The organism is Streptomyces sp. x-19, from assembly GCF_046549115.1.
Classification (GTDB): domain Bacteria; phylum Actinomycetota; class Actinomycetes; order Streptomycetales; family Streptomycetaceae; genus Streptomyces; species Streptomyces albulus_C.
In genome coordinates this window covers 753,846-780,122 of record NZ_JAJPWK010000003.1, presented here as the reverse complement: position 1 = coordinate 780,122, position 26,277 = coordinate 753,846, and the positions used below count along the sequence as shown (strand labels likewise).

General features: G+C 71.9%; 24 protein-coding genes and 1 pseudogene. 8 read left to right on the top strand and 17 right to left on the bottom strand.

Annotation, left to right across the window (positions count from 1 at the left end; all coding sequences use genetic code 11):
* The first annotated feature begins 5 nt into the window (after nt 1–5).
* Nucleotides 6–551 (top strand): methylated-DNA--[protein]-cysteine S-methyltransferase, encoded by a 546-nt coding sequence (locus ACLJT4_RS12140; RefSeq protein WP_411122274.1) that lies wholly within the window; start codon nt 6–8, stop codon nt 549–551.
* Between the two features lie 178 nt (nt 552–729).
* Here ACLJT4_RS12140 and ACLJT4_RS12135 read toward each other — a convergent pair whose 3' ends face one another.
* Nucleotides 730–1,389 (bottom strand): TetR/AcrR family transcriptional regulator, encoded by a 660-nt coding sequence (locus tag ACLJT4_RS12135; RefSeq protein ID WP_411122273.1) that lies wholly within the window; start codon nt 1,387–1,389, stop codon nt 730–732.
* A gap of 111 nt (nt 1,390–1,500) precedes the next feature.
* Between ACLJT4_RS12135 and ACLJT4_RS12130 the strand changes: the two genes are divergently transcribed.
* Nucleotides 1,501–2,136, top strand: coding sequence for an NAD(P)-dependent oxidoreductase (locus ACLJT4_RS12130; RefSeq protein ID WP_411122272.1), 636 nt, complete (start codon nt 1,501–1,503; stop codon nt 2,134–2,136).
* 88 nt (nt 2,137–2,224) lie between these two features.
* Here ACLJT4_RS12130 and ACLJT4_RS12125 read toward each other — a convergent pair whose 3' ends face one another.
* Together ACLJT4_RS12125 and ACLJT4_RS12120 are read right to left on the bottom strand one after the other, a co-directional pair.
* The gene (locus tag ACLJT4_RS12125; protein ID WP_411122271.1) at nt 2,225–3,040 is read right to left on the bottom strand and encodes a DUF4037 domain-containing protein; all 816 of its coding nucleotides are present in this window, start codon (nt 3,038–3,040) and stop codon (nt 2,225–2,227) included.
* 315 nt (nt 3,041–3,355) lie between these two features.
* Nucleotides 3,356–3,853: an NUDIX domain-containing protein gene (locus tag ACLJT4_RS12120; RefSeq protein WP_411122270.1), complete on the bottom strand. Its 498-nt coding sequence runs from the start codon at nt 3,851–3,853 to the stop codon at nt 3,356–3,358.
* A 195-nt stretch (nt 3,854–4,048) separates the two neighbouring features.
* Here ACLJT4_RS12120 and ACLJT4_RS12115 point away from each other — a divergent pair, with 195 nt between their 5' ends.
* Nucleotides 4,049–5,173 (top strand): glycerate kinase, encoded by a 1,125-nt coding sequence (locus tag ACLJT4_RS12115; RefSeq protein ID WP_411122269.1) that lies wholly within the window; start codon nt 4,049–4,051, stop codon nt 5,171–5,173.
* A 197-nt stretch (nt 5,174–5,370) separates the two neighbouring features.
* Here ACLJT4_RS12115 and pssA read toward each other — a convergent pair whose 3' ends face one another.
* The 9 genes from pssA to ACLJT4_RS12070 form a co-directional block, all read right to left on the bottom strand.
* The gene (pssA, locus tag ACLJT4_RS12110; protein WP_016573360.1) at nt 5,371–6,231 is read right to left on the bottom strand and encodes a CDP-diacylglycerol--serine O-phosphatidyltransferase; all 861 of its coding nucleotides are present in this window, start codon (nt 6,229–6,231) and stop codon (nt 5,371–5,373) included.
* Entirely contained in the window at nt 6,218–6,865 is a 648-nt protein-coding gene (locus ACLJT4_RS12105; RefSeq protein WP_016573361.1) for a phosphatidylserine decarboxylase, read from the bottom strand. The genes pssA and ACLJT4_RS12105 overlap by 14 nt, the downstream gene beginning before the upstream one ends.
* Nucleotides 6,866–7,035: 170 nt before the next feature.
* Nucleotides 7,036–8,241 (bottom strand): acyl-CoA dehydrogenase family protein, encoded by a 1,206-nt coding sequence (locus tag ACLJT4_RS12100; protein WP_411122268.1) that lies wholly within the window; start codon nt 8,239–8,241, stop codon nt 7,036–7,038.
* 4 nt (nt 8,242–8,245) lie between these two features.
* On the bottom strand, nt 8,246–8,770 hold the full coding sequence (locus ACLJT4_RS12095; protein ID WP_233660690.1) for a MaoC family dehydratase: 525 nt from the start codon (nt 8,768–8,770) through the stop codon (nt 8,246–8,248).
* A 5-nt stretch (nt 8,771–8,775) separates the two neighbouring features.
* On the bottom strand, nt 8,776–9,741 hold the full coding sequence (locus ACLJT4_RS12090) for an HpcH/HpaI aldolase/citrate lyase family protein (RefSeq protein WP_411122267.1): 966 nt from the start codon (nt 9,739–9,741) through the stop codon (nt 8,776–8,778).
* Nucleotides 9,738–11,750, bottom strand: coding sequence for a protein meaA (locus ACLJT4_RS12085; protein WP_411122266.1), 2,013 nt, complete (start codon nt 11,748–11,750; stop codon nt 9,738–9,740). Before ACLJT4_RS12085 ends, ACLJT4_RS12090 begins: the two co-directional genes overlap by 4 nt.
* 13 nt (nt 11,751–11,763) lie before the next feature.
* A complete protein-coding gene (gene ccrA / locus ACLJT4_RS12080; protein WP_411122265.1) occupies nt 11,764–13,140 on the bottom strand; it encodes a crotonyl-CoA carboxylase/reductase in 1,377 nt (458 codons plus the stop codon).
* 731 nt (nt 13,141–13,871) lie between these two features.
* Complete coding sequence (locus ACLJT4_RS12075; RefSeq protein WP_411122264.1) at nt 13,872–14,675, bottom strand: TetR family transcriptional regulator; 804 nt, start codon at nt 14,673–14,675, stop codon at nt 13,872–13,874.
* A gap of 145 nt (nt 14,676–14,820) precedes the next feature.
* Nucleotides 14,821–16,665 (bottom strand): 3-hydroxyacyl-CoA dehydrogenase family protein, encoded by a 1,845-nt coding sequence (locus tag ACLJT4_RS12070; protein ID WP_411122263.1) that lies wholly within the window; start codon nt 16,663–16,665, stop codon nt 14,821–14,823.
* 437 nt (nt 16,666–17,102) lie between these two features.
* Here ACLJT4_RS12070 and ACLJT4_RS12065 point away from each other — a divergent pair, with 437 nt between their 5' ends.
* Nucleotides 17,103–17,738 carry a HEAT repeat domain-containing protein gene (locus ACLJT4_RS12065; protein WP_020930000.1) on the top strand — a complete coding sequence of 212 codons (636 nt, stop codon included), beginning with the start codon at nt 17,103–17,105 and terminating at the stop codon, nt 17,736–17,738.
* 23 nt (nt 17,739–17,761) lie between these two features.
* Here ACLJT4_RS12065 and ACLJT4_RS12060 read toward each other — a convergent pair whose 3' ends face one another.
* On the bottom strand, nt 17,762–18,325 hold the full coding sequence (locus ACLJT4_RS12060; protein WP_411122262.1) for a GNAT family N-acetyltransferase: 564 nt from the start codon (nt 18,323–18,325) through the stop codon (nt 17,762–17,764).
* A 226-nt stretch (nt 18,326–18,551) separates the two neighbouring features.
* On the opposite strand from ACLJT4_RS12060, the gene ACLJT4_RS12055 reads away from it, so the two are divergent.
* Complete coding sequence (locus ACLJT4_RS12055; RefSeq protein ID WP_411122261.1) at nt 18,552–19,400, top strand: SDR family NAD(P)-dependent oxidoreductase; 849 nt, start codon at nt 18,552–18,554, stop codon at nt 19,398–19,400.
* An 81-nt stretch (nt 19,401–19,481) separates the two neighbouring features.
* Nucleotides 19,482–19,850: a MerR family transcriptional regulator gene (locus ACLJT4_RS12050; protein ID WP_411122260.1), complete on the top strand. Its 369-nt coding sequence runs from the start codon at nt 19,482–19,484 to the stop codon at nt 19,848–19,850.
* Nucleotides 19,851–19,887: 37 nt separating this feature from the next.
* On the opposite strand, the gene ACLJT4_RS12045 is transcribed toward ACLJT4_RS12050, so the two are convergent.
* Nucleotides 19,888–20,907, bottom strand: coding sequence for an Rv2578c family radical SAM protein (locus ACLJT4_RS12045; RefSeq protein WP_411122259.1), 1,020 nt, complete (start codon nt 20,905–20,907; stop codon nt 19,888–19,890).
* A 173-nt stretch (nt 20,908–21,080) separates the two neighbouring features.
* On the opposite strand from ACLJT4_RS12045, the gene ACLJT4_RS12040 reads away from it, so the two are divergent.
* Together ACLJT4_RS12040 and ACLJT4_RS12035 are read left to right on the top strand one after the other, a co-directional pair.
* Nucleotides 21,081–21,524, top strand: a complete 444-nt coding sequence (locus ACLJT4_RS12040; protein WP_411122258.1) for an SRPBCC family protein — start codon at nt 21,081–21,083, stop codon at nt 21,522–21,524.
* Nucleotides 21,525–21,680: 156 nt separating this feature from the next.
* Nucleotides 21,681–21,895, top strand: a pseudogene (locus ACLJT4_RS12035) (carboxypeptidase regulatory-like domain-containing protein); the annotation flags it as partial.
* Between the two features lie 82 nt (nt 21,896–21,977).
* On the opposite strand, the gene ACLJT4_RS12030 reads toward ACLJT4_RS12035, so the two are convergent.
* From ACLJT4_RS12030 to ACLJT4_RS12020, 3 genes are all read right to left on the bottom strand, one after another.
* Nucleotides 21,978–22,736: a Clp protease N-terminal domain-containing protein gene (locus ACLJT4_RS12030; protein ID WP_411122257.1), complete on the bottom strand. Its 759-nt coding sequence runs from the start codon at nt 22,734–22,736 to the stop codon at nt 21,978–21,980.
* A gap of 106 nt (nt 22,737–22,842) precedes the next feature.
* On the bottom strand, nt 22,843–23,775 hold the full coding sequence (locus ACLJT4_RS12025) for a serine hydrolase (protein ID WP_411122256.1): 933 nt from the start codon (nt 23,773–23,775) through the stop codon (nt 22,843–22,845).
* Between the two features lie 425 nt (nt 23,776–24,200).
* Nucleotides 24,201–25,883, bottom strand: coding sequence for a glycoside hydrolase family 13 protein (locus ACLJT4_RS12020; RefSeq protein WP_411122255.1), 1,683 nt, complete (start codon nt 25,881–25,883; stop codon nt 24,201–24,203).
* Nucleotides 25,884–26,277: the final 394 nt, after the last annotated feature.

The following is a 26,277-nucleotide window of genomic DNA, read 5'->3' as shown; positions in this document are numbered from 1 at the left end:
CCACCATGCCCGCACCCAGCACGGCCCCCACCAGCCCCGTCACCCACACCGTCCTCGACGACACCCCCGTGGGCCCGCTCACCCTCGTCGCCGACGGCGACGCCCTCACCGGTCTCTACATGACCGACCAGCGCCACCGCCCGCCCCAGGAGAACTTCGGCCCCCCGGCCGACCCCGCCGAACCGCCCTTCGCCCGGACCATCACCCAACTCCGCGCCTACTTCCGGGGCGAACTGACCGCCTTCGACCTGCCGCTCGCACTGCACGGCACCTCGTTCCAACGCCGCGTCTGGGCCGCCCTGTGCACGATCCCGTACGGCGAGACCCTCTCCTACGGGCAGCTCGCCGAACGGCTCGGCAACCCGGCCGCCTCCCGCGCCGTCGGCCTGGCCAACGGCCGCAACCCGGTCGGCATCATCGTCCCCTGCCACCGCGTCGTCGGCGCCAACGGCAGCCTCACCGGCTACGGCGGCGGCCTCGACCGCAAGCGCCGCCTGCTCACCTTCGAACGCGCCGCCGACGGCCTCTTCCCCGCGGAGGCGTGCGTCTGAGCCACGACCGCACCACCCCGGACGGCGCCCCGGCCACCGCCGGGCCGCCCCGTCCTCCCCGGCGGCCCCGGAATTCCGTGGAACTCCCCGAACTCCTGGGCCGGCCGTCCCCGGCACGACCGCGCCCTCCCGGGTGCTCAGGCCCCCGCGCGGCCCCTGCCGCCCCCGCGCTCGACCCTCACGTGTCGTCCGACGGTGCGAGCCCGCCCAGCAGCGCCCGCACCGTCTCCGCCGCGAACTCCGCCTCGCCCGCCGGCCGCAGCGCACCGGCCGGTGCCTCCCCGTCGAAGAACAGGTCGAGGAACGCCCGGTGGAAGCAGGCCCCGATCAGCAGGTTGGCCGCCGCGTGCGGATCGACCGCCGCCGAGACCCGACCCAGCTCCTGCTCCGCGGCCAGGTACGCCGCCACTTGCCGGCTCGCGTTGTGCGGCCCGACGGTACCCAGCTCGTCGAGCTTGCGCCGGTGCGTCGCCAGCAGCTCCGGACTGGCGAACAGCGAGGCCGCGATCGGGAACGACCGTCGGTAGAAGCGCACGGCCGCCAGCGTCACCTCCGTGAGGTGCTCGGCCGGACCGCGTTCGTCCCCCGCTCGGTCCGGCAGCTCCGCCAGGGCGTCCGCGAGCTGCGGCACCCGCTCGCGCAGCACCTGTACGAAGATCTCCTCCTTGCTCCGGAAGTGCTTGTACAGGGCCGCCTCGGAGCATCCCGCCTGCTTCGCGAGCTGCTTGGTCGTGGTGTGCGCCAGTCCGACGCTCGTCATCAGCGCGGCGGCGGCGTCGAGGATGCGGGAGCGCGTCAGAGCGCCTCCGGACAGCGGGGCGGCGGCTTCGGGGCTCATGGGGCGACTCTACATTGACAGGTGAGTAAGCACTCACTCACACTGGTGGGTGAGTGCTCACTCACCCTCGTGTTCCTTCGGGGGTGCCCAGGACAGAACACCGGAGGAGCCATGAGAATCACCGTCGTCGGGGCCTCGGGCGGCATCGGCCGGCACCTCGTCAGCCAGGCACTGGCCGACGGGCACGAGGTGACCGCCGCACTGCGCAGCCCGGAAAAGCTGACCGAGCGCCACCCACGCCTGACGGTCGTCCGCGTCGACGCCCTCGACGCGACCTCCGTCAAGCCCGCGGTCGAGGGCGCCGACGCGGTCCTCTCCGGCATCGGCCAGTTGGGCCGGCACGATCCGCTGCGGCCCGCCTCCACGTCGGCCCGCGCGGTCACCGAAGCCATGGCGGCGACCGGCGTGCGCCGCCTCCTCGTCGTCAGCGCCGGCCCGCTCAACCGCACCGGCACCGGCCAACCGTTCCTCAGCCACCGCGTCTTCAGCCCCTTGCTCTGGGCGATCCTCAAGGAGCTCTACACCGACCTGGAACGCATGGAGGCCGTACTCCGCGGCACCGACCTCGACTGGACCGTCGTACGCCCGCCCCGCCTGCTCGACCAGCCGGGCACCGGCCGCTACCGCCACGCCGTCGAAGCCGGTCCGGCCGGCAGCTCCGTCCCCCGCGCCGACGTCGCCCGTGCCATGCTCGACCTCGTCCCCGACGCCACCACGTACGGACGTGCGGTGGGGGTCAGCAGCTGACCTGCCGTCTGTTGCCCCGTCGGTTCGCCCCCTACGCCGTTACGCCTCACCCCTCACGCCTCACCCCCCACCCCTCACGCCTCGCCCCTCATCCCTCCGCCGTGACCACCTCCCGGACCTCGTCCACCAGGCGTTCGGCCAAGGTGAGGGAGTGGTGCAACTGGGTCTTGGTGCGGCCGAGTTCGCCGAGGACGGTGTTGGCGCGGGTGGCGAAGTCCGGTGGGGTGTGGGGGAGGGCGGCGGTGGTGGCCAGGGCGCCCTTTTCGTTGAGGCACCAGACGCGGTGGTGGGCGTGCAGGGCCTGGACGAGCGCTCCCATGGCCCGGGAGAGGCACAGGGAGGCGTGCAGGACGTCGGTGGCGGCGGACGACTTGGCCGCCATCGCCACCGAGAATCCCGCGTCCCAGACGGCGGCACTGGTCAGTGCCTCGCGCAGGGGCTCCGGGTACGTCCGGGTCTCGTCCTTGAGGGCGCTCAGCTCCCCGGTGTCGTCCACCAGGACCTGGCCGAGGGCGACTTCGCCCGGATAGGCGGGGGACCAGAAGCCGAGCGGATGCCCGGCCTGTATGCCGGTTTCGAAGCGGCCGGCGCGACAGTCCTTCCACACCTGTCGCACCCGGTCGACGTCCCGGAAGATCCAGTCCACGTGGCTGCCGTCGGGGAGCACCAGCCACGCTCCGCCGTTCACCCAGGGGCCCCAGGCGCCCGGTGGGTGGATCTCGACGGGGCTGCCGGTCACGTCGGCGGCCAGTGCCTCCAGGGTCGGGAGGTCGGGGGTCGCCCGGTAGTAGATCCCCAGATCCCAGTCGGAATCGGGGCGGTTGGTTCCTCGTGCGCGGCTGCCACCGAGCATGACCCCGATGACGCCCGGCACCCGCGCGATGCGTGCCGCGATTTCTTTCATGGAATGAGGCTAGGCGGCGGGCCGGTGGCAGGAATCGGCCCACGGTTCTCACACTGGGGTATGAGGCGTTCGGCGAGGGGCCGTTTTCCGATGGTGCGAGCCGTGTTCTTGGGCTCGTTCGGTGTCCCGGCATTTCGCGGGGCGCGGCTTCCGGGCGGGCGTCGCCGAGCGCTGGCACGGGAGTTCGTCCGCATGTCGGAGGCGACGCCGTCCGGGCCAGTCGGACCGGGGCCCGTGGGTGCGGCAGCGCCCCGTCGCGGTCGCCGGCGCACGGCGCTCGCACGCCGCCGGCGGAGCGTCCCGCGTGCGGAGCGGTCAGGCCGGTGGCAGGCCGTCCTCGAGTTCCAGGGGGCCGTGGCCGTGTTCCAGGGCGTTCAGGGCGCCGCGGATCCGCAGTCGCAGGTCGTCGGCGAGCAGCGGCGCCGCCTCGTCCCAGTGGAGCAGGCGCCAGGAGAGCAGTTCCTCCTGCTGCAACCGGATGGCGGCGAACTGGTCCGCGTCCAGCACCCCGCCGTCGAAGACGTAGCACACCAAGGGTGGCCGGGCCGCACTGCGGACCCAGTCGACGGCGAGCAGCCGGCCGAGTTCCACGTCGAGGCCGATCTCCTCGACGGTTTCGCGACGGGCGGCCTGGCGCGGCGATTCTCCGGTGTCCGACTCGATGGTGCCGCCGGGCAGGAGCCAGGTGTCGCGGTAGTTGGGCTCCACGAGCAGGAGGCGGCCTTCCGGGTCACGGAAGAGTGCCGCCGCGCCCGCGAGGACGCGGGGGAGGCCGGCGATGTAGGTGGCGTAGTCGTCGTCCGTGGTCGTCACGGCGGCGAGCCTAGGGGGTGATCGGGCTGGAGGCGAAGCGAGGGCCAGAGGTGGGAGGGGGTGCGGACGCGCGGGTGATCTTGGTCCGCTCTGTTCGCCGGGGCGCCGGGCGGATAAGGTCTCAACGGCGCGACTGCCAGTTCGAAAGCAAGGGGAAACACGGTGGCGGACGCAGCAAGGACAAACACAGCACACGTGCTGATCGCCGCGGACAAGTTCAAGGGCTCGCTCACGGCCGTCGAGGTCGCCGAGCACGTCACGGCCGGGCTGCGGCGCGTGGTTCCCGAGCTGGACGTGGCGGCGGTGCCGGTCGCGGACGGCGGCGACGGGACGACCGCGGCGGCCCTCGCGGCCGGTTTCACCCGGCACGAGGCGCGGGTCACCGGGCCCACCGGCGAGCCGGTGACGGCCACCTTCGCGCTGCGCGAGGACGGTACGGCGGTGGTGGAGATGGCCGAGGCATCCGGTCTCCAGCACCTCCCGAAGGGCGTCTTCGCGCCGCTCACGGCCACCACGTACGGCACCGGTGAGCTGCTGCTCGCCGCGCTGGACGCGGGGGCGACCTCGATCGTCTTCGGGGTGGGCGGCAGCGCCACGACGGACGGCGGCGCGGGCATGCTGTCGGCGCTGGGCGCCCGGTTCCTGGACGCCGACGGGGCGCCGGTCGGTCCGGGCGGTGGCGGGCTGCGCGAGCTCGCCACGGCCGACCTGTCGGGGCTCGACCCGCGGCTGGCCCGCACGGAGATCGTGCTCGCCAGTGACGTCGACAATCCGCTGACCGGCCCCAAGGGCGCGCCGGCGGTCTACGGTCCCCAGAAGGGCGCGAGCCCGGAGGACGTCGCCGTCCTGGACGGCGCGCTGGCGCACTTCGCCGAGGTGCTGGAGCGCGTCGTCGGTTCCAAGGCCGCCGAGCACGCGCTGGCGCCCGGTGCCGGTGCCGCGGGCGGCATCGGCTACGGCGCGCTGGTCGGGCTGGACGCCGCGTTCCGGCCGGGCATCGACGTGATGCTGGACGTGCTGGGCTTCGCGCCGGCGCTGGCCCGGGCCACGTTCGTGATCACCGGTGAGGGGTCGCTGGACGAGCAGACCCTGCACGGCAAGGCGCCGGCCGGGGTCGCCGCGGCGGCGCGGGCGGCGGGCATCGACGTGGTCGCGGTCTGCGGGCGGCTCCAGCTGTCCGAGGAGGCGCTGTCCGGGGCCGGCATCCAGCGTGCGTACGCCCTGACGGACCTGGAGTCGGACCCGGCGCGCTCGATGGCCGAGGCGGGTCCGCTGCTGGAGCGGTCCGCGGAGCTGCTGGCGCGGGATTTCCTGGTCTGAGCCGGCTCCCGCGGCGGGCCTCGTCAGCCACCGACGAGGCCCGGCGCCGGGGCCGTACGGGGCCCTGCCCCGTAGGGCACAGGCCCCACCTGCCGCGCGTCGCACGAACGGTGCCCCATGGCGAAGAGGCCCCGAGCGGAATGTTCCGCTCGGGGCCTCTCGGCGTCCTCGGTGGGTGCCGCCGGGGCGGCCCGCCGTCAGGGCTGGTGCGCGGCGTGCGATTCGGCGCGCGACTCGCGGCGGTTGTCGCGGAAGGTGTTGACCCTCCGGGCCGTCGCGAAGACCGGGATCATGGCGCCCAGAACGATCTGCAGGGAGCAGCCGGTCTGCAGGAGCAGCTGACCGCCGGGGGCGTCCAGGGCCCAGGCGGCGAGCATGCCCATGCTGAGCACGATCCAGCTGAGCATGGCGACCGCGAGCCGGCCGCGCGGCTTGGGGTACTCGACCCGGCTCACCATCAGCCAGGCCACCCCGATGATCGCCAGCAGGGTCGGCAGGAACGGCAGCTCCAGCAGGACGATGGCGACGACGGTCAGGGCGCCGAACGGGCTCGGCATCCCCTGGAAGATGCCGTCACGGATCGTGACGCAGGAGAAGCGGGCGAGGCGCAGCACGACCGCCAGGAGGACGACGACCGCCGCGACGACCGACACCTTCTGGTGCGCGTCCTGGGCGACCATGCCCCAGGTCACGACGAAGTAGGCGGGCGCCAACCCGAAGCTGATCAGGTCCGAGAGGTTGTCGAGTTCGGCCCCCATCGCCGAGGCCCGCAGCTTGCGGGCCACCAGCCCGTCGAAGAGGTCGAAGATCGATGCCAGGAGCATCAGGATCACGGCCATCGCCGCGCTGTGCCGCGCCATCCCGCCGTCCTCGGTGCCCGTCAGGTGCGGGATGAGGACGCCGGTGGTGGTGAAGTACACGGCCATGAAGCCGCAGATGGCGTTGCCGAGCGTGAGGGTGTCCGCTATTGACAACCGCGTCGACAGCGGCATGTCATCGTCGTCCCCGTCGTTCTCCGGCGCCCAGCCCGCCTGGGTCTCGGGATCAATCACGGTCAAGGCGAGTCACCCCCGCGGTCGTGGTCTGGCCGACCTCGACGGCCGGCTCGACGCCCTCCGGAAGGTAGACGTCCACCCGCGAGCCGAAGCGGATCAGGCCGATGCGCTCGCCCTGCTCGACCTTGGTGCCCTGCGGCACGTAAGGCACGATGCGGCGGGCGACCGCGCCGGCGATCTGCACCATCTCGATGTCACCGAGCTCGGTGTCGAAGTGCCAGACGACCCGCTCGTTGTTCTCGCTCTCCTTGTTGAACGCGGGAACGAATCCGCCGGGGATGTGCTCCACGGAGGTCACCGTGCCGGCCAGCGGCGCACGGTTGACGTGGACGTTCAGCGGGCTCATGAAGATCGCGACGCGGGTGCGCCCGTCCTTCCACGGCATGATGCTCTGCACCACGCCGTCGGCCGGAGAGATGACGCGCCCCTGCGCGATCTCTCGCTCCGGGTCGCGGAAGAACCACAGCATGCCCGCCGCGAGTGCGGTGGTGGGCACGGCGACGGCGGCCCAGCGTCCCGAGCGACGGGAACGGGCCAGGCTGACCGCTGCCGTTGCCACGGTCGGGAGGAGCCACGGCGATGCTCCGCGCGCGAGGCGGACGCGACCGCGTTGTGCAGAGGATTGGCTGTGGGGCATGGATGACCTTCGTAGCGGAGGATGCCGCGTATGGATACGGGGGACGGCGGCTTTCCTGGGATGCTATCGGTTGCGAGCGGCAACTGGCCAAGAGCCAGAGCCAATCCGTGGCCGAAGAACGATGACACGGTGTGATCTTTATCTAGCGGAAAACGGCCCAAATGGGACGTTCAGCCCTGGATTCGGTACTCCTCAAGTAGCCGTCGCCCGATGATCATTTTCTGGATCTCGGCCGTACCCTCGCCGATCAGGAGCATCGGGGCCTCCCGGTAGAGGCGCTCGATCTCGTACTCCTTGGAGAAGCCGTAGCCGCCGTGGATGCGGAAGGAGTCCTCGACCACCTCCTTGCAGTACTCGGAGGCGAGGTACTTGGCCATGCCCGCCTCAAGGTCGTTTCGTTGCCCCGAGTCCTTTTTGCGTGCGGCATTAACCATCATGGCATGCGCGGCCTCCACCTTTGTCGCCATTTCGGCGAGTTTGAACTGAATTGCCTGGTGCTGGGCAATCGGCTTGCCGAAGGTGTGTCGCTGCTGCGCGTACGACACGCCGAGCTCGAAGGCGCGCTGGGCGACTCCGCAGCCACGCGCAGCCACATTGACCCGGCCCACCTCGACGCCGTCCATCATGTGATAGAAGCCACGCCCGGTCTCGCCGCCGAGGACCCGGTCCGCCGGAATGCGTAGCCCATCCATGATCAGCTCAGTGGTGTCGACGCCCTTGTAGCCCATCTTCTCGATCTTGCCCGGAATGGTCAGGCCCGGTCGGACCTCGCCGAAGCCCGCCTCCTTCTCCACCAGGAAGGTCGTCATCGACTTGTGCGGGGCGGTGCCTTCGGGGTGTCCCTCGTCCGTTCGGCACAACACCGCCACGAGGGTGGAGGAGCCGCCGTTCGTGAGCCACATCTTTTGGCCGTTGAGGACGAAGTCGTCACCGTCCCGGACGCCCTTGGAGGAAATGGCCGACACATCGGAACCGAGCGCCGGCTCCGACATCGAGAAGGCGCCCCGGATCTCACCCGCCGCCATCTTCGGAAGGAAATGGTCCTTCTGCTCCTGCGTGCCGTGCTGCTTGAGCATGTACGCCACGATGAAGTGGGTGTTGATGATGCCGGAGACGCTCATCCAGCCGCGGGCGATCTCCTCGACCGTCAGCGCGTAGGTGAGCAACGACTCACCGAGACCCCCGTACTCCTCGGGGATCATCAGGCCGAACACGCCGAGTTCCTTCAGGCCCTCGACGATCTGCGTCGGGTACGCGTCGCGGTGCTCCAGTTCCGTGGCGACCGGAAGGATCTCCTTGTCCACGAAGTCGCGGACGGTGGAGAGGATTTCTTGCTGGACGTCGTTCAGACCCTCGGTCCGTGCCAGGCGTGCCATCCGGTCACTTCTCCTTCCGGGCCGCGGGGGCCTTGAGCTCGGGGCGGCCGGGCTGCTCGCCGCCGCGCTCCTCGATGTAGGTGGCGGTGGGCACCATCACCTTGCGCCGGAAGACGCAGACCAGGGTGCCGTCCTGCTTGTAGCCCTTGGTCTCGACGTGCACGATGCCGCGGTCGGACTTGGACTTCGACGGCGTCTTGTCCAGCACCGTGGTCTCGCCGTAAAGCGTGTCGCCGTGGAACGTGGGCGCCACGTGCTTCAGCGATTCGATCTCCAGATTGGCGATCGCTTTTCCGGAGACGTCCGGCACCGACATGCCCAGCAGCAGGGAGTAGACGTAATTGCCGACGACGACGTTCTTCCCGAAGTCGGTGGTCCGCTCCGCGTAATTGCTGTCCATGTGCAGCGGATGATGGTTCATGGTCAGCAGGCAGAACAGGTGGTCGTCGTATTCGGTCACCGTTTTACCCGGCCAGTGCTTGTAGACGTCGCCGACGGTGAACTCTTCGTAGGTGCGGCCGAACTGCATCGCGCTCATGCCTCCGGGGCTTCGAAAGTGGACTTGCGGACCATGCCGGCGGCCCGGCCCTTTCCGGCGATGACCAGTGCCATTTTGCGACTCGCCTCGTCGATCATTTCGTCGCCGAGCATCGCCGAACCCTTCTTCCCGCCCGCCTCGGACGTGCACCACTCGTACGCGTCCAGGATCAGTTCGGCGTGGTCGTAGTCCTCCTGGGACGGTGCGAAGACCTCGTTGGCCGCCTCGACCTGGCCCGGGTGCAGCACCCACTTGCCGTCGAAGCCCAGCGCGGCTGCCCGGCCGGCCACCTCGCGGAACCCGTCGACGTTCTTGATCTGGAGGTAAGGGCCGTCGATGGCCTGGAGGTTGTGGGTGCGGGCCGCCATCAGGATGCGCATCAGGATGTAGTGGTAGGCGTCCGCCGGGTAGCCGGGCGGCTGCTCGCCGACCACCAGGGACTTCATGTTGAGGGACGCCATGAAGTCCGCCGGGCCGAAGATGATGGTCTCCAGGCGCGGCGACGCGCCGGCGATCGCGTCGACGTTGACGAGGCCCTTGGCGTTCTCGATCTGCGCCTCGATGCCGATCCGGCCGACTTCGAGGCCCATGGTCTTCTCGATCTGCGTCAGCAGCAGGTCCAACGCGGTCACCTGCGCGGCGTCCTGCACCTTCGGCAGCATGATGCAGTCGAGGTTCGCGCCGGCGCCCTCGACGACCGTGACGACGTCCCGGTAGGTCCACTCGGTGGTCCAGTCGTTGACCCGCACCACCCGCGTCTTGCCGGTCCAGTCACCCTCGTTGAGGAACCTGACGATGGTGTGCCGGGCTTCCGGCTTGGCCAGCGGCGCGCAGGCGTCCTCCAGGTCCAAGAAGACCTGGTCGGCGGCGAGGCCCTGGGCCTTCTCCAGGAAGCGGGGGTTGCTGCCGGGCACCGCCAGACACGAACGGCGCGGACGCAGACGCTGAACGGGGGGCGTCATGCGAGGACCTCCAGAGGGTCGAGTTGGTTCGCTGTGCGGATCTCGTCGACGATACGGCCGATGATCTCCGTGATCCCGAAGTCCTTCGGGGTGAAGACGGCGGCGACACCCGCTTCGCGCAGCGCCGCGGCGTCCGCCGACGGGATGATGCCGCCCACGATGACCGGTAGGTCGCCGGCGCCGGCGCGGCGCAGCCGGTCCAGGACGTCCGGCACCAGCGCGGCGTGCGATCCCGACAGGATCGACAGCCCCACGCAGTGCACGTCCTCGCTGACCGCCGCCGTCACGATCTGCTCCGGGGTGAGCCGGATGCCCTGGTAGACGACCTCGAAGCCGGCGTCCCTGGCGCGCACCGCGATCTGCTCGGCGCCGTTGCTGTGCCCGTCCAGGCCGGGCTTGCCGACCAGTAGGCGCAGCCGGCCGCCGCCGAGGTCGGTTGCCGTCCTGGCGACCTTCTCGCGGACCGCCGCCAGCGTCGAACCGGCCTCCGCGGTCACCGCCACCGGCGCGCCGGAGACCCCGGTGGGGGCCCGGAACTCGCCGAAGACGTCCCGCAGTGCCCAGGCCCACTCCCCGGTCGTCACGCCGGCGCGGGCGCATTCCAGCGTCGCCGGGAAGAGGTTGGTGTCGCCCGCCGCGGCCTTCTTCAGGGCCGAGAGCGCCTCCTGGGCCCGCAGTTCGTCGCGGTTGTCCCGCCAGTTGTGCAGGGCCCGCACGACGCCCGCTTCGTTGGCCGGGTCCACCGTCATGATCGCGGTGTCCAGGTCGGCGGTGAGCGGGTTGGGCTCGGTGCCCTCGAAGCAGTTGACGCCGACGATCTTCTCGTCGCCGGACTCGATGCGGGCCCGGCGCTCGGCGTGCGCCGACACCAACTGCGACTTCAGGTAGCCGGACTCCACGGCCGCCATCGCGCCGCCCATCTCCTGGATCCGGTCGATCTCCGCCAGGCAGTCGGCCACCAGGGCGTCCACCTTGGCCTCCACGACGTGCGACCCGGCGAAGATGTCCTCGTACTCCAGCAGGTCCGACTCGTGCGCGAGGACCTGTTGGATGCGCAGCGACCACTGCTGATCCCAGGGGCGGGGCAGCCCCAACGCCTCGTTCCAGGCGGGGAGTTGGACGGCGCGGGCGCGGGCGTCCTTGGAGAGCGTGACCGCCAGCATCTCCAGGACGATCCGCTGGACGTTGTTCTCCGGCTGCGCCTCGGTCAGTCCCAGGGAGTTGACCTGCACGCCGTAGCGGAAGCGGCGCTGCTTGGGGTCCTCGATGCCGTAGCGCTCCCGGGTGATCCGGTCCCACAGGCGACCGAAGGCGCGCATCTTGCACATCTCCTCGACGAAGCGGACGCCCGCGTTCACGAAGAACGAGATCCGGGCGACCACGTCGCCGCGCCGCTCCTGGGGCACCTGGCCGGACGCGAACACCGCGTCCAGCACGGCGATCGCCGTGGACATCGCGTACGAGATCTCCTGGACCGGCGTGGCGCCCGCCTCCTGCAGGTGGTAGCTGCAGATGTTGATCGGGTTCCACTTGGGGAGGTGGTTGACCGTGTACGTGATCATGTCGGTGGTCAGCCGCAGCGAAGGACCGGGCGGGAAGACGTGCGTCCCGCGGGAGAGGTACTCCTTGACGATGTCGTTCTGCGTGGTGCCGGAGAGCTTGCCGACGTCGGCGCCCTGCTCCTCGGCGACCACCTGGTAGAGCGCCAGCAGCCACATGGCGGTGGCGTTGATGGTCATCGAGGTGTTCATCTGCTCCAGCGGGATGTCCTGGAACAGGCGCCGCATGTCACCCAGGTGGGACACCGGGACCCCGACCCGACCGACCTCGCCGCGGGCCAGGACGTGGTCGGGGTCGTATCCGGTCTGCGTCGGGAGGTCGAACGCGACCGACAGGCCCGTCTGGCCCTTGGCGAGGTTGCGCCGGTACAGCTCGTTGGACGCCTCGGCGGTGGAGTGCCCGGCGTACGTCCGCATCAGCCACGGACGATCCTTCTGACGCTCAGTCATGTGATCCCGGTCCTCAGGCGTTCCGGTCGGGGGTGCCGGTCCGCTGCGCCGGCGCGTCGTTACGGAACAGGTTGATCGCGTCGAGGTGCCGGGCGCGCTTCTCCTCGTCGCGCACGCCCATGCCCTCCTCGGGGGCCAGGCACAGCACGCCGACCTTGCCCTGGTGGACGTTGCGGTGCACGTCGTGGGCGGCCTGGCCGGTCTCCTCCAGGCGGTACGTCTTCGACAGGGTCGGGTGGATCTTGCCCTTGGCGATCAGCCGGTTGGCCTCCCACGCCTCCCGGTAGTTGGCGAAGTGCGAGCCGACGATCCGCTTCAGCGACATCCACAGGTATCGGTTGTCGTACTCGTGCTGGTATCCGGAGGTCGAGGCGCAGGTGACGATGGTGCCGCCCTTGCGGGTGACGTACACCGAGGCGCCGAAGGTCTCCCGGCCGGGGTGCTCGAAGACGATGTCCACGTCCTCGCCGCCGGTCAGCTCGCGGATGCGCTTGCCGAAGCGCTTCCACTCCCGGGGGTCCTGGTTCTGCTCGTCCTTCCAGAACTTGTAGCCCTCGGCGTTGCGGTCGATGATCGCCTCGGCGCCCATCTTCCGGCAGATCTCCGCCTTCTGGTCGCTGGAGACCACGCAGATCGGGTTGGCGCCGCCGGCCAGCGCGAACTGGGTGGCGTAGGAGCCGAGGCCGCCGCTGGCGCCCCAGATCAGGACGTTGTCGCCCTGCTTCATCGCCGCGCCGTTCTGCGAGACCAGCTGCCGGTACGCGGTCGAGTTGACCAGGCCCGGCGCCGCCGCCTCCTCCCAGCTCAGGTGGCGCGGCTTGGGCATCAGCTGGTTGGACTTGACCAGCGCGATCTCCGCCAGGCCGCCGAAGTTGGTCTCGAAGCCCCAGATCCGCTGCTCGGGGTCGAGCATCGTGTCGTTGTGGCCGTCGGAGGACTCCAGCTCCACGGAGAGGCAGTGCGCGACGACCTCGTCGCCGGGGTGCCAGGCGTTGACGCCGGGGCCGGTGCGCAGCACCACGCCGGCCAGGTCCGAGCCGATGACGTGGTACGGCAGGTCGTGGCGCTTGGCGAGGGGCGAGAGCCGCCCGTAGCGCTCCAGGAAGCCGAAGGTCGACATCGGCTCGAAGATCGAGGTCCAGACCGAGTTGTAGTTCACGGAGGAGGCCATGACGGCCACCAGCGCCTCGCCCGGCCCGAGTTCGGGCACCGGCACGTCCTCGACGTGCAGCGACTTGCGGGGGTCCTTCTCGCGGGTGGACAGGCCGGCGAACATGTCGACCTCGTCCTTGTGCACGGTGACCGCGCGGTACGACTCGGGGAGGGGGAGGGCGGCGAAGTCTTCGCGCGTGCTGTCCGGCGCGAGGATCGCATCGAGTATCTGGTTCACGGTATGCCTCCGGCGAAGCGCGTATGGAACGGCTTGAGGGAACGTCGGGGGTGGAGCGGCTGTGGTGCCGTCGGTTCGGCCGGTGGTGCTTGGCATTGCGCTGGTGGGCGCGGGGCCCCTGCGGTAGCTGGGGGAGTGCCTGTGACGCAGGCGTCCGGGCGCGCAAGTTCTTGCGGGGACAGTCGGCGCACCGGGGTTTCACGAGGTGCGCCGGCCGCCCGGACACCTCCAACGTATGACACCCGGTGCCAGCAGACAAGACACTGAGTGCCAAGAATTTCTCTCAGATGTCATGCGTTGGGCACGCATGAGCAAAGAACGGGCCGTTTTGGAGAGGCTTCGTCCCACTATGTGAGGCGCTGTGAGCGGACGGTGCGCGGAGGTCCCTTACGCCAATCGGGTGAGGCCGGGGGGCGCGCGTGTGGCGGACGGCCTTCGCCGGCCGCACCGCGAAAGGGGGAGGGGCGGGCGCGCGACACACGGGGCCGCGTTCGGCAGGCCGTCCGTGGGGCGCAGGGCCGGGGCCGGCGTCCGTGCGGCGGCGTCCCGCGGGGAAAAGCGCGGCGAGGCGCGGGGCGGCGGCGGGAAGCGGCAACTGGCCGCGGGGCCAGGTGACTTCGGTGGGCGGCGGCGCCCCGCTCGCGTCCGTCACGCGTCGGTGGACGGGGGAGCGGGGCGGTTCCGTCAGGCGCCGCGCGGACCGCGGCCCGGCCGGCGCCCGGCGGCCCCGGTCAGCGGTTCTCCTTGAGCGCCTTGCGGATGGTGCGCATGACCTCGTCGAGCGGGGCGTCCGTGCGGGCGACCGTCACCAGCACCTCGCCCTCCCGGGAGACCGTCGCCGGGGGCGTCTCGGTGGACGCGGTCCGGCCCGCGCCGATCCCCGCGCCGAAGGTCTCGCGGACGATCTCGAAGGCGTGGTCGAGCTGGCTCTCGACGTCGCCCTCCGCGCCGGCCCGCAGCCAGCGGCGCAGGACGTGGTTGTGCGCGGTGACCACGGCGGACGCGGCGACCTCGGCGAGCAGCGGGTCGTCGTCGCCCTCGCGGTGCGCGCCCTCGTCGAAGTGGCCCAGCAGGTACCTGGTGAACAGCCGCTCGTAGCGGGCCACCGAGGCGATCTCGGCCTCCCGGAGGGTGGGTACCTCGCGGGTGAGGCGGTAACGGGCCACCGACACGGCCGGCGCGGACGCGTACATCCGCATGACTTCCTTGATGCCGCGGCAGACCGTGTCGAGCGGGTTCTCGTGCGGCGGTGCGGCGTCCAGGACGGCCTCGGCGCGCACCAGCGTGTCGTCGTGGTCGGGGAAGATCGCCTCTTCCTTGGAACGGAAGTGGCGGAAGAAGGTGCGCCGGGCGACGCCCGCGGCGGCCGCGATCTCGTCGACCGTGGTCGCCTCGTAGCCCTTCGTCGCGAACAGCTCCATGGCGGCGGCCGAGAGTTCCCGGCGCATTTTCAGGCGTTGGGCGGCCGCCCGGCGGGTGCCGGGAGTGGGGGCGTCGGAGACGTCGGAGGACTGCGGGCGAGCGGGCTGGGACATGTGGGGAAGGTACTGCATATTCCCGCGGCCTGCGGCATGAGGTACCGCTCGGACCCCCGTGACCTGGGGCGGGCTGTCGGAACCGCCGTTCGACGGCTCCAGCAGCCCGCCCCAGCCGCCCCGGGCCCGAGGGCGCCGCCGCGGGTCAGCGCCGGGCGTACTCACGGAAGCCGCGACCGGTCTTCCGGCCGAGGCAGCCCGCCGCGACGAGGTGTTCCAGCAGGGGCGCCGGGGCCAGCCCCGGGTCGCGGAACGCGGCGTGCAGGACCTTCTCGATGGCGAGCGAGACGTCCAGTCCGACCACGTCCAGGAGCTCGAACGGGCCCATCGGGTAGCCGCCGCCCAGCTTCATCGCGGCGTCGATGTCGTCCAACGAGGCGTAGTGCTCCTGGACCATCTTGACCGCGTTGTTCAGGTACGGGAACAGCAGCGCGTTGACGATGAAACCGGCCCGGTCGCCGCAGTCCACCGGGTGCTTGCGGACCTTGGCGCAGACCGCGCGCACGGTGGCGTGCACCGCGTCGTCGGTCAGGACGGTACGGACCACCTCGACCAGCTTCATGGCCGGCGCCGGGTTGAAGAAGTGCATCCCGATGACGTCCTGCGGGCGCGAGGTGGCGCGGGCGCAGGCGACGACCGGCAGCGAGGAGGTGGTGGTGGCCAGCACGGCGCCCGGCTTGCAGACCGCGTCCAGCGTCCGGAACAACTGCTCCTTGACGGCCAGGTCCTCGGCCACCGCCTCCACCGCCAGGTCGACGTCGGCGAACGCGTCCAGCGAACCGGCCGGGGTGATCGCCGCCAGCGCCGCGTCGCGCGCCTCGGCGGTCATCCGGCCCTTGTCCACGGAGCGGCCCAGCGACTTGGCGATCCGGTCCTTGGCCCGGTCGGCCTTCTCCAGGCCGCGGGCGGCGAGCACCACCGTGAAGCCGGCCTTGGCGAAGACCTCCGCGATGCCGCTGGCCATCGTCCCGGAACCGGCCACGCCCACGCTGCGGACCGGCCGGCCGACCGGCGCTCCGGCGCCGTCGCCGGCACCCGGGGTCCAGGCGTCCGGCACGACGGTCGCGGAGCCGGGCGCCTCGTAGGTGTAGAAGCCACGGCCCGCCTTGCGGCCGGTCAGTCCGGCGTCCGCGAGCTGACCGAGGATCGGTGCGGGCGCGTGCAGCCGGTCGCGGGACTCGGCGTACATGGCCTCCAGGACCGTGCGGGCGGTGTCCACGCCGATCAGGTCGAGCAGCGCCAACGGGCCCATCGGCAGCCCGCAGCCGAGCCGCATCGCCGCGTCGATGTCCTCCCGCGTCGCGTACCTCGACTCGTACATCGCGGCGGCCTGGTTGAGGTACCCGAAGAGCAGGCCGTCGGCGACGAACCCGGGTCGGTCGCCCACCGCGATCGGGTCCTTGCCCAGCTCCCGGGCGAGGTCGGTGACGGCGGCGACCGCGGTCGGCGCGGTCAGCACCGAGGAGACCACCTCGACGAGCTTCATGGCCGGCGCCGGGTTGAAGAAGTGGACGCCGAGCACCCGCTCGGGGCGCTGCGAGTCGGCCGCGAGCCGGGTCACCGACAGCGCGTTGGTGCCGGTGGCGAGGATGGCGTCCGGGCGGACGACGCCGTCCAGGGTGGCGAAGACCTCCCGCTTGAGGGCGTAGTCCTCCGGCACCACCTCGATGACCAGATCGGCGTCGCGCGCGGCCTGGAGGTCACCGAACGTGCGGAACCGGGACAGCACGTCCTGCCGCTCCTGTTCGGTGAGCCGGTCACGTGCCACCGCGCGGGCGGTGGAGGCTTCGAGGGCGGCCCGGGCCCGCTTCACCGCCGCCTCGTCGGTGTCGATGCCGATGACCTCGCGGCCGGCCCGGGCCAGCACGTCGGCGATGCCGGTGCCCATGGTGCCCAGACCGACGACGGCGATGGTGGCGAGCGCCGCGGCGGGTGCGGCGGGTGCGGCAGAGGGGACAGTGGAGAGATCAGGGGTGGACTGACGGCCCATCGCGAGACTCCTGAAAGTGTTCCCCCGGAACGGGGGACGTGACGACTGAGGGGTGGGGCGCACGGGCAGGGCTGCGGCATCGGGCGGCCGACCGGCGGGAAGGGCCGCGGGAAGCCACGGCACTGCGAGCAGCGCCTGTGGTGGAGGAGCGCGGCGGGCCCTGTCCCGAGGCCGTACCACTTCCCCCGTGAGGGGCGTGCTGTGAGGGTGTGCACGGCGCGGGGCTGCGGTGCCCGCGCACGCGTGGTGCTGTGTGGTGTGCCGAACCGACGTCACACTCCGGCGGCTGCGTCACCAGGCCGCCCGAGCAGGGGTGCTGCTCGTTCCAGCAGGTTAACCGGTGGGTAACCGAAGCGCCAGGGGTAATGCGGGTCATTAGGTTGTGGTGCCGGCCACGCCCTGCGAACCAGGGCCGCCGGCAGGGAGGGGAGCAGTAAATGGAAGACGAATTCCACGAGTTGACGGACCGGGTGCGGGCCGAACTCCGCTCTCCGCAGGACCTGGTCGCCTACGAACGGCTGCTGGGCCTGGCCCGCAAGAACACCCCGGCGGGCCGGGAGGAACTGGCCCGGATGCTCACCGCGGTGGAACGCCCCCTGTGGGCCCGGGAGATCGCCGCCTTCATCCTCGGCTGCGCCGGCGACAAGCGCGCCTTCGAGACCCTGGTCCTGCTGCTCAACTACCGCGAACCGGTCCGCTGCGCCACGGCCGCGCACGCCCTGGGCAAGCTCGGCGACCCGCGCACCGCCCGGGCCGCGGCCGCCCTCGCCACCAACCCGCTGCGCACCGCCTACGCGCTGCACCCCGTCCGGCTGCTCGCCGAACTCCGCGCACCGCAGTCCGTCCCCGCCCTGATCGCCACCCTGGAACGGCTGCTGACCCCGCACAACCCGTACTGGCGGGTGGCGCTGGCCTGCGTCGAGGGCCTGGGGGCACTCGGCGACAAGCGGGCGGTGCCGGCGCTGCGGGCGGCCGCCGGCCACTCCAGGCTCGCCGCGGCCGCCTCGGCGTCGCTGGCCCGCCTCGGCGTCCACGAGGACCCGCCCGGCGTGGGCGCCGGCCCGCCGGCCTGAAGGTCCCGCGTCGGACCGCCGGCCTATGGCAGCGGCCGCCGGTAGCGCAGCTCAGGGACGCGCCGCCCGCCCACGTCGGACGCCTCCTCGGCCCCGTCCGGGACGAATCCGGCCCGCTCGTAGAAGCGTTGGGCCCGGGCGTTGCCGCGGACCACCCACAGGTACAGCGCGCCGTACCCGAGGGACCGCGCCCGAAGCGTGCCGGCGTCCAACAGCGCCCGGCCGACGCCCGTCCCGAGGAGCTCGGGCGCCACGTACAGGGCCAGCAGCTCGGCCGCGGGACGCCGGCCGGCCGGCAACTCACCGTCGTGTGGCGCGAGTTCACCGCCCGCAGGGCTCCCGTCGCCCCGGGCGAGGTCGGCGTCCCGGGCGGGGCCGGCGGCCGACCAACCGACGACCCGACCGGCCCGTTCCGCCACCAGCTCCCACACCTCGGGGCGGCGGCGCGCGAACCACTCCCGTCGCCGCGCGGCGTCCTGCGCCACATCCATCGCGTCCAGATACGCCTGCGGCATCAGCCCCGGGTACGCCGCCTGCCAGCTGCGCACCCGCACCGCCGAGACCGCGTCGATATCGGCCTCCGTCATCTCGCGTACGCGCACTTCCGACAGCGGCTGCTCCGCCCTCCCCCCACCAGCCCCATCCGTCCCCCGCATCTCGACCCGTGCCATGTCCGCCTCCCCGGTCCGGTCCGTTTCATCGAGCGTCGAATCCACCGTGGACACCGGTCAACCGGATTTCTCACACCGGACGGCAGCCCTCCGGACAGTGCGTTTGACCTTGCCCCTGAGGGCAGGGTCGAAGACTCCCGACATGGCACACGCACCTCTTGAGACCACACCGAACCCACCCGCCCCGCACCCCACACCGAACCCACCCGCCCCGCGCCCCGCACCGGAGCCGTCCGACGGCCCGCGCCGGGTCGTCGTCATCACCGGCGCCGGTACCGGCATCGGCCGGGCCACGGCCCGCGCGTTCGCGGCGCAGGGGGCGCACGTGGTGGCCGTCGGCCGCCGCCCCGAGCCGCTCGCCGAGACCGCCGCCGCGGCAGCCGACGCCGACGGCGCGATCGTCCCGTACCCCGCCGACATCACCGCGGACGGCGCGCCCGAGGACCTCGTCGGGCACGTCGTCGACACCTACGGCCGATTGGACGTCCTGGTCAACAACGCCGCGGTGGTCGGCAACGGCGCGCTCGGCAGCCACACCAAGGAGTCCATGGCACCCCAACTGGCCACCAACCTCCTCGCGCCGGTCCTGCTCACCCAGGAGGCCGTGCCCCACCTGGAGCGCACCGGCGGGGTGGTGGTCAACCTCAGCACCTCGGTCGGCCAACGGGGCTGGCCGGGCAACTCCGTCTACGCCGCCACCAAGACCGGGCTGGAACTGCTCACCCGCAGCTGGGCGGTGGAGCTGGCACCGCGCGGCGTCCGGGTCGTGGCCGTGGCCCCCGGCGCGATCGACACCCCGATCGCGGACCACCAGGGCTGGTCCCCGGAGCACCGCGCTGCCCTGCGTGCCTGGCAGATCGAGCACACCCCGATGGGCCGCATCGGCCGCGCGGAGGAGGTGGCCTGGGCGATCACCGCGCTGGCCGCCCCGCAGGCGGCCTTCGTCACGGGCGTGGTCCTCCCGGTGGACGGGGGCGCCGTGGTCGGCTGACCGGAGTCGGTAGCGTACGTGCCCTCCGGCCGCACGGCCGGTCCACGGCGCCGGACCGGCCCGTACGAGGGAGGCGATCCGGTGCGGATCGGAGAACTGGCGGACCTGACCGGGGTCTCGCCGCGGGCGCTGCGCAAGTACGAGGACGAGGGCCTGCTCTCCTCGGAGCGGGCGGCCAACGGCTACCGGGTCTACGACGCGCGCGCCGCCGTCCGGGTCCGCAACATCCGGCACCTGCTGGACGCCGGCCTCACCCTCGCCGACGTCGCCTGCTTCCGGACGTGCCTGGACGGCGACCTGACCACCGCGCCGCCCTCGCCCGAGGGCCTGCGCATCGCCCGCGAGCGGCTCGCCGTCATCGACCGGCGGATCGCCGCCCAGGCGGCCGCCCGCGACCGCCTGGCACGCGCCCTGGACGCCGTCGCGCACCCGGCGGCCACCCGGCCCTGAGCCCGCACCACGGGCCCTTCGACGCCCCGCCGCACCCTCAGAGCAGCGTCAACTGCGTAGCCTGGGCACGCGGTTCGGGCGGCGTGGCGGGCTCCGGCGGCAGCCTGCGCGCCCGGTCCCTTCGGAACGGCCCGAGGCCGTGCTCGGCCGCCAGCTCGTGGACCTGCCGGGTGATCCGGCGCTGGTACCAGGTGGGCGCGTACGAGCCGCCGGCGTACAGCTCCTCGTAGCGCCGCACCAGGTGCGGATGGTGGCGGCCCAACCAGGCCAGGTACCACTCGCGGGCGCCGGGCCGAAGGTGGAGCGCCAGCGGCGTGACCGAGTCGGCGCCGGCCTCGGCGACGGCCCGGACCGTGGCGCGCAACTGCTCCGGGGCGTCGGACAGGAACGGCAGCACCGGGGCCATCAGGACCCCGCAGGGGATGCCGTGGGCGGTGAGCGTGCGCACCACGTCGAGCCGCCGCCGGGGCGCGGGCGTGCCGGGCTCGACGGTCCGCCACAGCGCCTCGTCCAGGAACCCGACGGAGACCGAGACGCCGACGTCGGTGACCTCGGCGGCCTGCCGCAGCAGGGCGAGGTCGCGCAGGACCAGGGTGCCCTTGGTGAGGATCGAGAAGGGGTTGGCGTGATCCCGCAGGGCCGCGAGGATGCCGGGCATGAGCGCATACCGGCCCTCGGCCCGCTGGTAGCAATCGACGTTGGTACCCATCGCGAGGTGCTCGCCGCGCCACCGCGGCGCCGCCAGCTCCCGGCGCAGCAGCTCCGGCGCGTTGACCTTGACCACGATCTGGGAGTCGAAGTCGCGGCCGGTGTCCAGGTCGAGGTAGCCGTGGGTCTTGCGGGCGAAGCAGTAGACGCAGGCGTGGCTGCAACCGCGGTAGGGGTTCACGGTCCATTCGAACGGCATCCGGGAGGCGCCCGGCACGCGGTTGACGAGGGAGCGGGCGCGCACCTCGTGGAAGGTGATGCCGCGGAATTCGGGGGTGTCCACCGTTCGGGTGACGACATCCGTGCCGAACAGCGCGGACGGGCTTTCTCCCAGATTGTCCCAGCGCATCGGGCCTCCTGTTGCGATCCTGCCGAGCCCCCACCTCGATATTAGAACATCTGTTCGCTTCCGGGTTGTCAACCCGGATTTGGGTGCGCTGCCCAGTGGTGGTTGGCTTGGCGGCGCACCGCAGGTTGGCGGCGCACTCAGGTCCGGCAGCCGACTACTGGAGGAAGGCACACATGGGGCAGGTAGAGGCCACCACGCAGCGGGAGATCGCGGCGGACCCGGAGGACGTGTTCGACGCGCTCGCCGACTACAACGGAACGCGCCGGCAGCTGCTGCCCGAGCACTTCAGCGAGTACGAGGTCCGCGAGGGCGGCGACGGCAAGGGCACCCTCGTCCACTGGAAGCTCCAGGCCACCAGCAAGCGGGTGCGCGACTGTCTGCTGGAGGTCGACGAGCCGACCGACGGCCAGCTGGTGGAGAAGGACCGTAACTCCTCCATGGTGACCACCTGGGTCGTCACCCCGGCCGGGGAGAACCGCACCAAGGTCGTCGTCACCACCACCTGGCAGGGGGCCGGCGGCATCGGCGGCTTCTTCGAGCGGACCTTCGCCCCCAAGGGGCTCGGCCGCATCTACGACGCGATCCTGGCCAACCTCGCCGCCCACATGGAGAAGTGAGGGGGCGTCGCCCCCTGACCCGTTCGCGGCGCCGGCAGACTCACCGGTTCGAGTGGTTTCCCCCGCGCGGCGCCGTCCGGCCTCCCGGACGGCCCGCCGGTGGAAACCCCTGATCGGAGCCCAAGAGGCGCCCCGGACACGGCACTTGACGCCCGACACCCCGTCGAGGACATCAGGGTCACCCTCCTCGATGCCGCCGGCAACGTCGTCGACACCGCCACCACCGGCTCCGACGGGCTGTTCCGCTTCGTGGACCTCCCTTCGGGCGAGTACACCGTGGTCGCCGCCGGGTACCCGCCGGCCGCCACCGTCCTGAGGGGGCGGGCGGCAGCCGCACCGAACGGGACCTCCACTTGGAGCACGAGGACTGACGCGCCGTCACCCACCAGGTCGGGGGGGCGACGGCCGGGGCCGCACGGTCACCGTGCCGGGCGTGCCCCGCGCCGCCTCCTGCTACTGCCCCTCGGCCTCCTCCTCCTGCTGGCGGGCGGCGAGGATCGCGGCCACCGCCTCGCCGATGAACGCCTCGGCGGCGGCCTTCTCGACGCCGAGGTCGGTGAGCGGACCGGAGCCGTTCTCCTGCTCCAACAGGGCCAGCAGGAGGTGTTCGGTGCCGATGTAGTTGTGGCCCAGCCGCAGTGCCTCGCGGTAGGTGAGTTCCAGCGCCTTGCGGGACTGGGCGTCGAACGGGGTGAGGGCGGGCAGCTCCTCGACCGCGGGCGGCAGCGCCGCGGTCGCGGCCTCGCGGAGGGCCTGGGGCGACACGCCCTGGTCCGCCAGGGCCCGCACGGCGAGCGCCTCCGGTTCGCGCAGCAGGCCGAGGACGAGGTGCTCGGGGCGGATCCTGTCGTTCCGGGCGGCGTGGGCCTCGTTCTGCGCCCCGACCACCACGTTCCGGGCCCGTTCGGTGAAGCGGCTGAAGCCCTGGTAGGGGTCGAGGTCCGAGCCCGCGCCCGAAGCCTTGGACACGAAGCGCTTCTGCGCGGCCTGCTTGGTGACCCCCATGCTCTTGCCGATGTCGGTCCAGGATGCGCCCGAGCGCCGGGCCTGATCCACGAAGTGCCCGATGAGGTGGTCGGCCACCTCGCCGAGGTGGTCCGCGGCGATCACGGCGTCGGAGAGCTGCTCCAGCACGTCGGAGTGGGTCTTCTTGATGCCCTCGATCAGATCGTCGAGGCGGACGGGATGCGTCATGCGCGCGGATTCTGTCATGCGTCAACCATAGGTTGACGATCATGTGTCGTCAACCAGAAGTTGACGACGAGATGGTGTGGCGATTACCGTCGGCCACCTCCCGGTCGGCCACGGGGCCATCCGTTCAGGCGCCGGACGCCTCCGTGGGGGCGGTGTCGGCGGTGGCCCCCCGGTGGTCGGCGGCGCCCGCCAGGTCCCGGTGGATGACCTTGGCGGCCGCCTCCACCGTGGCCACCCCAGAGCCCATGCTGCCGCTGCCCGTGGAGAGGAGGGCCATCCCGTAGTCGTTGCCGTTGCCGCGGAACACGCCGACGCTGTGCACCCGCCAGCCCTGGTGGGCGCGCGACAGCCAGCCGTTCTTGAGGTGCGCGGTCGCCGACGCCGGCGCGCCCGCGGGCACGCCCCAGCGCTGCTCGGGGACGACCCTCTGCATCAGGTCGAGGGCGTAGGCGCGGGACGCCGTGCCCAGTACCGCGTTGTCCGTCGTCAGCAGCCGCAGCAGGGTGAGTTGGTCGGCGGCGGTGATCTGGGTGAGGCCCCAGGAGCCGCCGGGGCCGGGCACGGTGTGCCGCATGCCGGCCAGGTCCAGGAAGTGCTGGACCGCGGGCCGGCCGACCTGGTGCCACAGCGCGTCGGTCGAGGCGTTGTCCGACTTCGTGATCATGGCCGTGGTCAGCGCGACCTCGTGCGGCGTCAACGTCCGGTGCGCCTCCTCCGCCTGCCGCAGCAACGTCCCGAGGACCGTGACCTTGACGACGCTCGCGGAGTCGAACGACGTGCCCGACTGGAACTCGCAGCTGGTCCCGGAGGGTCGGTCGTAGAGGGCGACCGCCGAGGTGCCCTGGCGGCCCTGGAGCGCATCGGCGAGGTCATGGGACAGGGCGGGGGCCAGGCCCGGCCGGTCGGAGGTGCAAAGGACGCGGGCGTCCCCCACGGTGTCGCTGCCGGTGCTCGCCGAGGCGGGGCTCGCCGTGCTCCATGCCGTGAGCGCGGCGCCGGCGGCCACGAGGGCGGCCAGCCCGCGACGCGTGCGGCGTGCGGTGCGTGATGCGTGCATAGGCGTGGTGTCCTGTCCCACTGTGCGCGCCACCCGCCTGGCATCCCTTGGGGAGCCCACCCGGTATCCCACCGGCTACGGCGATCAAGCGGCGACCGTGCCCTGGTAGCGGGCACCCCGCAAGAATGCGGGCCGATCGACCGATGGGAAAAGACCGGACGGGTGTGATATGCGCCAAACGGGCATTGGCGTCATCGCGCCCGGCGGGCCGGAGCGCCGCTCGGCCCGCGGCCCGCCCCGACGTCCCTGTGGGCGCCGTCGCCGGCTCGGGCGGACCGCCGCGGCATCGTCCGGCGGCGGCCGCCTTCCCGTGCTCCCACAGGCCACCGCGCACCCCGTTTCGCGCAGGCCCTGACGCGCCATCGGGGCGCCGGGCGACGCCACCGCCCCGATGCGCCCCGATCTCGCGGCGAACCGCTGCCCGTCTACGGCAGCAACGGCTGGACCGGGTCCATCCACCAGGCGGCGGTGGCCCCCGGCAGCGTCCCGGCCGGACAGTCGCCGCTGGCCAGCAGGGGTGCACCGGTCACCGGCGCCGGCACCGGCCCGGTGCCGAAGTTCACCGCGCAGACCAGACCGTCACCGCGGACGAACGCCAGCACCTGCGGCGGCGATTCCAGCCAGCGCAACGTGCCGTCCCCCAACTGGGGAAGGCCCCGGCGCAACTGGAGCGCCTCGCGGTACAGGTGCCAGAAGGACCCGGTGTCGGCCACCGCCCGCTCCGCGGTGTGCGCCGCGAACGAGGCCGGCTGCGGCAGCCAGGTCGACGCCGCCCCGGGCGCGCTGAAGCCGTACGGGGCGGCCTGCCCCGACCAGGGCAGCGGCACCCGGCAGCCGTCGCGGATGTGCTGCCGGCTGCCCGTGCGGTGGAAGATCGGGTCGGTGAGCACGTCGTCCGGCAGGTCGTCGACCTCGGGTAGACCCAACTCCTCGCCCTGGTAGACGTACGCGGCGCCGGGCAGGGCCAGCATCAGCAGCGCCGCGGCGCGCGCCCGGGCCGGGCCCGACGCGCCCGCCGGGGTGCCCGCTTCGCCGGCGTAGCGGGTGACGGTGCGCACCTGGTCGTGGTTGTTGAGCACCCAGGTGACGGTGGAACCGGTGTCCGCGATGTCGGTCAGCGCCTCGGAGATCACCTTGCGGAAGAGGTCGACGTCCCAGCGCGCGGTCAACAGGTGGAAGAAGAACGCCTGGTGGAGCTCGTCGGGCCGTACGTAGGCGGCCTGCTCGCCCGGGGTGCGCACCGAGACCTCGCCCACGAGCAGCCGGTCGTGGCCGTCCCGGGCGGTGTACTCCTCGCACAGCGCCCGCCACTCGCGCCACACCTGGTGCACCTCCGGTTGGTTCCAGGCCAGCGGGTTGACCGAGTCGCGGGTGCGCTCGTCGGCCTCCGGGTCGGGGGAGTCGGGGAGCTCTGGGTGCTTGAAGAGGCCCGCGGCCACGTCGATGCGGAAGCCGTCCACGCCGCGGTCCAACCAGAAGCGCAGCACCTTGTCGAAGTCGGCCGCCACGTCGGGGTTGCGCCAGTTGAGGTCGGGCTGCTCGGGCGTGAACATGTGGAGGTACCACTGCCCCGGGGTGCCGTCCTCCTCGGTGACGCGGGACCAGGCGGGCCCGCCGAACATCGCCCGCCAGTTGTTGGGCGGCAGCTCACCGTGCTCCCCGCGCCCGTCGGCGAAGTGGAAGAGCGCCCGCGACGGCCCGCCGGGTCCCTCTTCCAACGCCGATCGGAACCAGGGGTGTTCGCTGGAGCAGTGGTTGGGGACGATGTCCAGCAGCACCTTCAGGCCGAGGCGGTGGGCGTCGGCCATCAGCCGGTCGAACTCGTTGAGGTCGCCGTAGGCGGGGTCGACGTCGCGGTAGTCCGCCACGTCGTAGCCGTGGTCGTGCTGCGGGGACGGGAAGAAGGGGCTGAGCCAGATCCCGTCCACGCCGAGCTTCTTGAGGTAAGGCAACCCCTCCCGGACGCCGGCCAGGTCTCCAGTACCGTCTCCGGTGGTGTCGCGGAAGCTGCGGACGTAGACCTGGTAGATGACCGCATCGCGCCACCAGCGCTGGGCCGTGTCCTGGGCGGGGGTCGGAAGGCCGCGATCTGCGGTGGCTGTGAGCATCTGCCGGATCCACTTCTTACGGTGCAAGTCGGCGCGGCGGCTTGCGAGTTGCTGTTATGCATGCATGTTAGGTAGCCGCATCTTTTCGGTGTCAACTGAATGTCGAAAGTCGAACGGTACGTGCCCGGATTTGTGGGGTATGGCGTCTCGATCCCGTCTGGAATGTCATCCGGCGGATGCCCACGTGATCCTCAACTCCCTTGCCCTGTAAGCGAGTAGGGAGTAGCTACATGAGTGCGGACCGTAGGGGCTCACCTCACGGAACGTGGTGCGGTCGCCACCCGGCGTCGGCCCCGATACCGCCTTCCGGTATACCTGTTAGCCGTTGTGGAGGGGGCTGCGCGCCCTCCACAGGAACGGCCTCCGTGCGAGGACTTGGGGACAAGACTTCCGG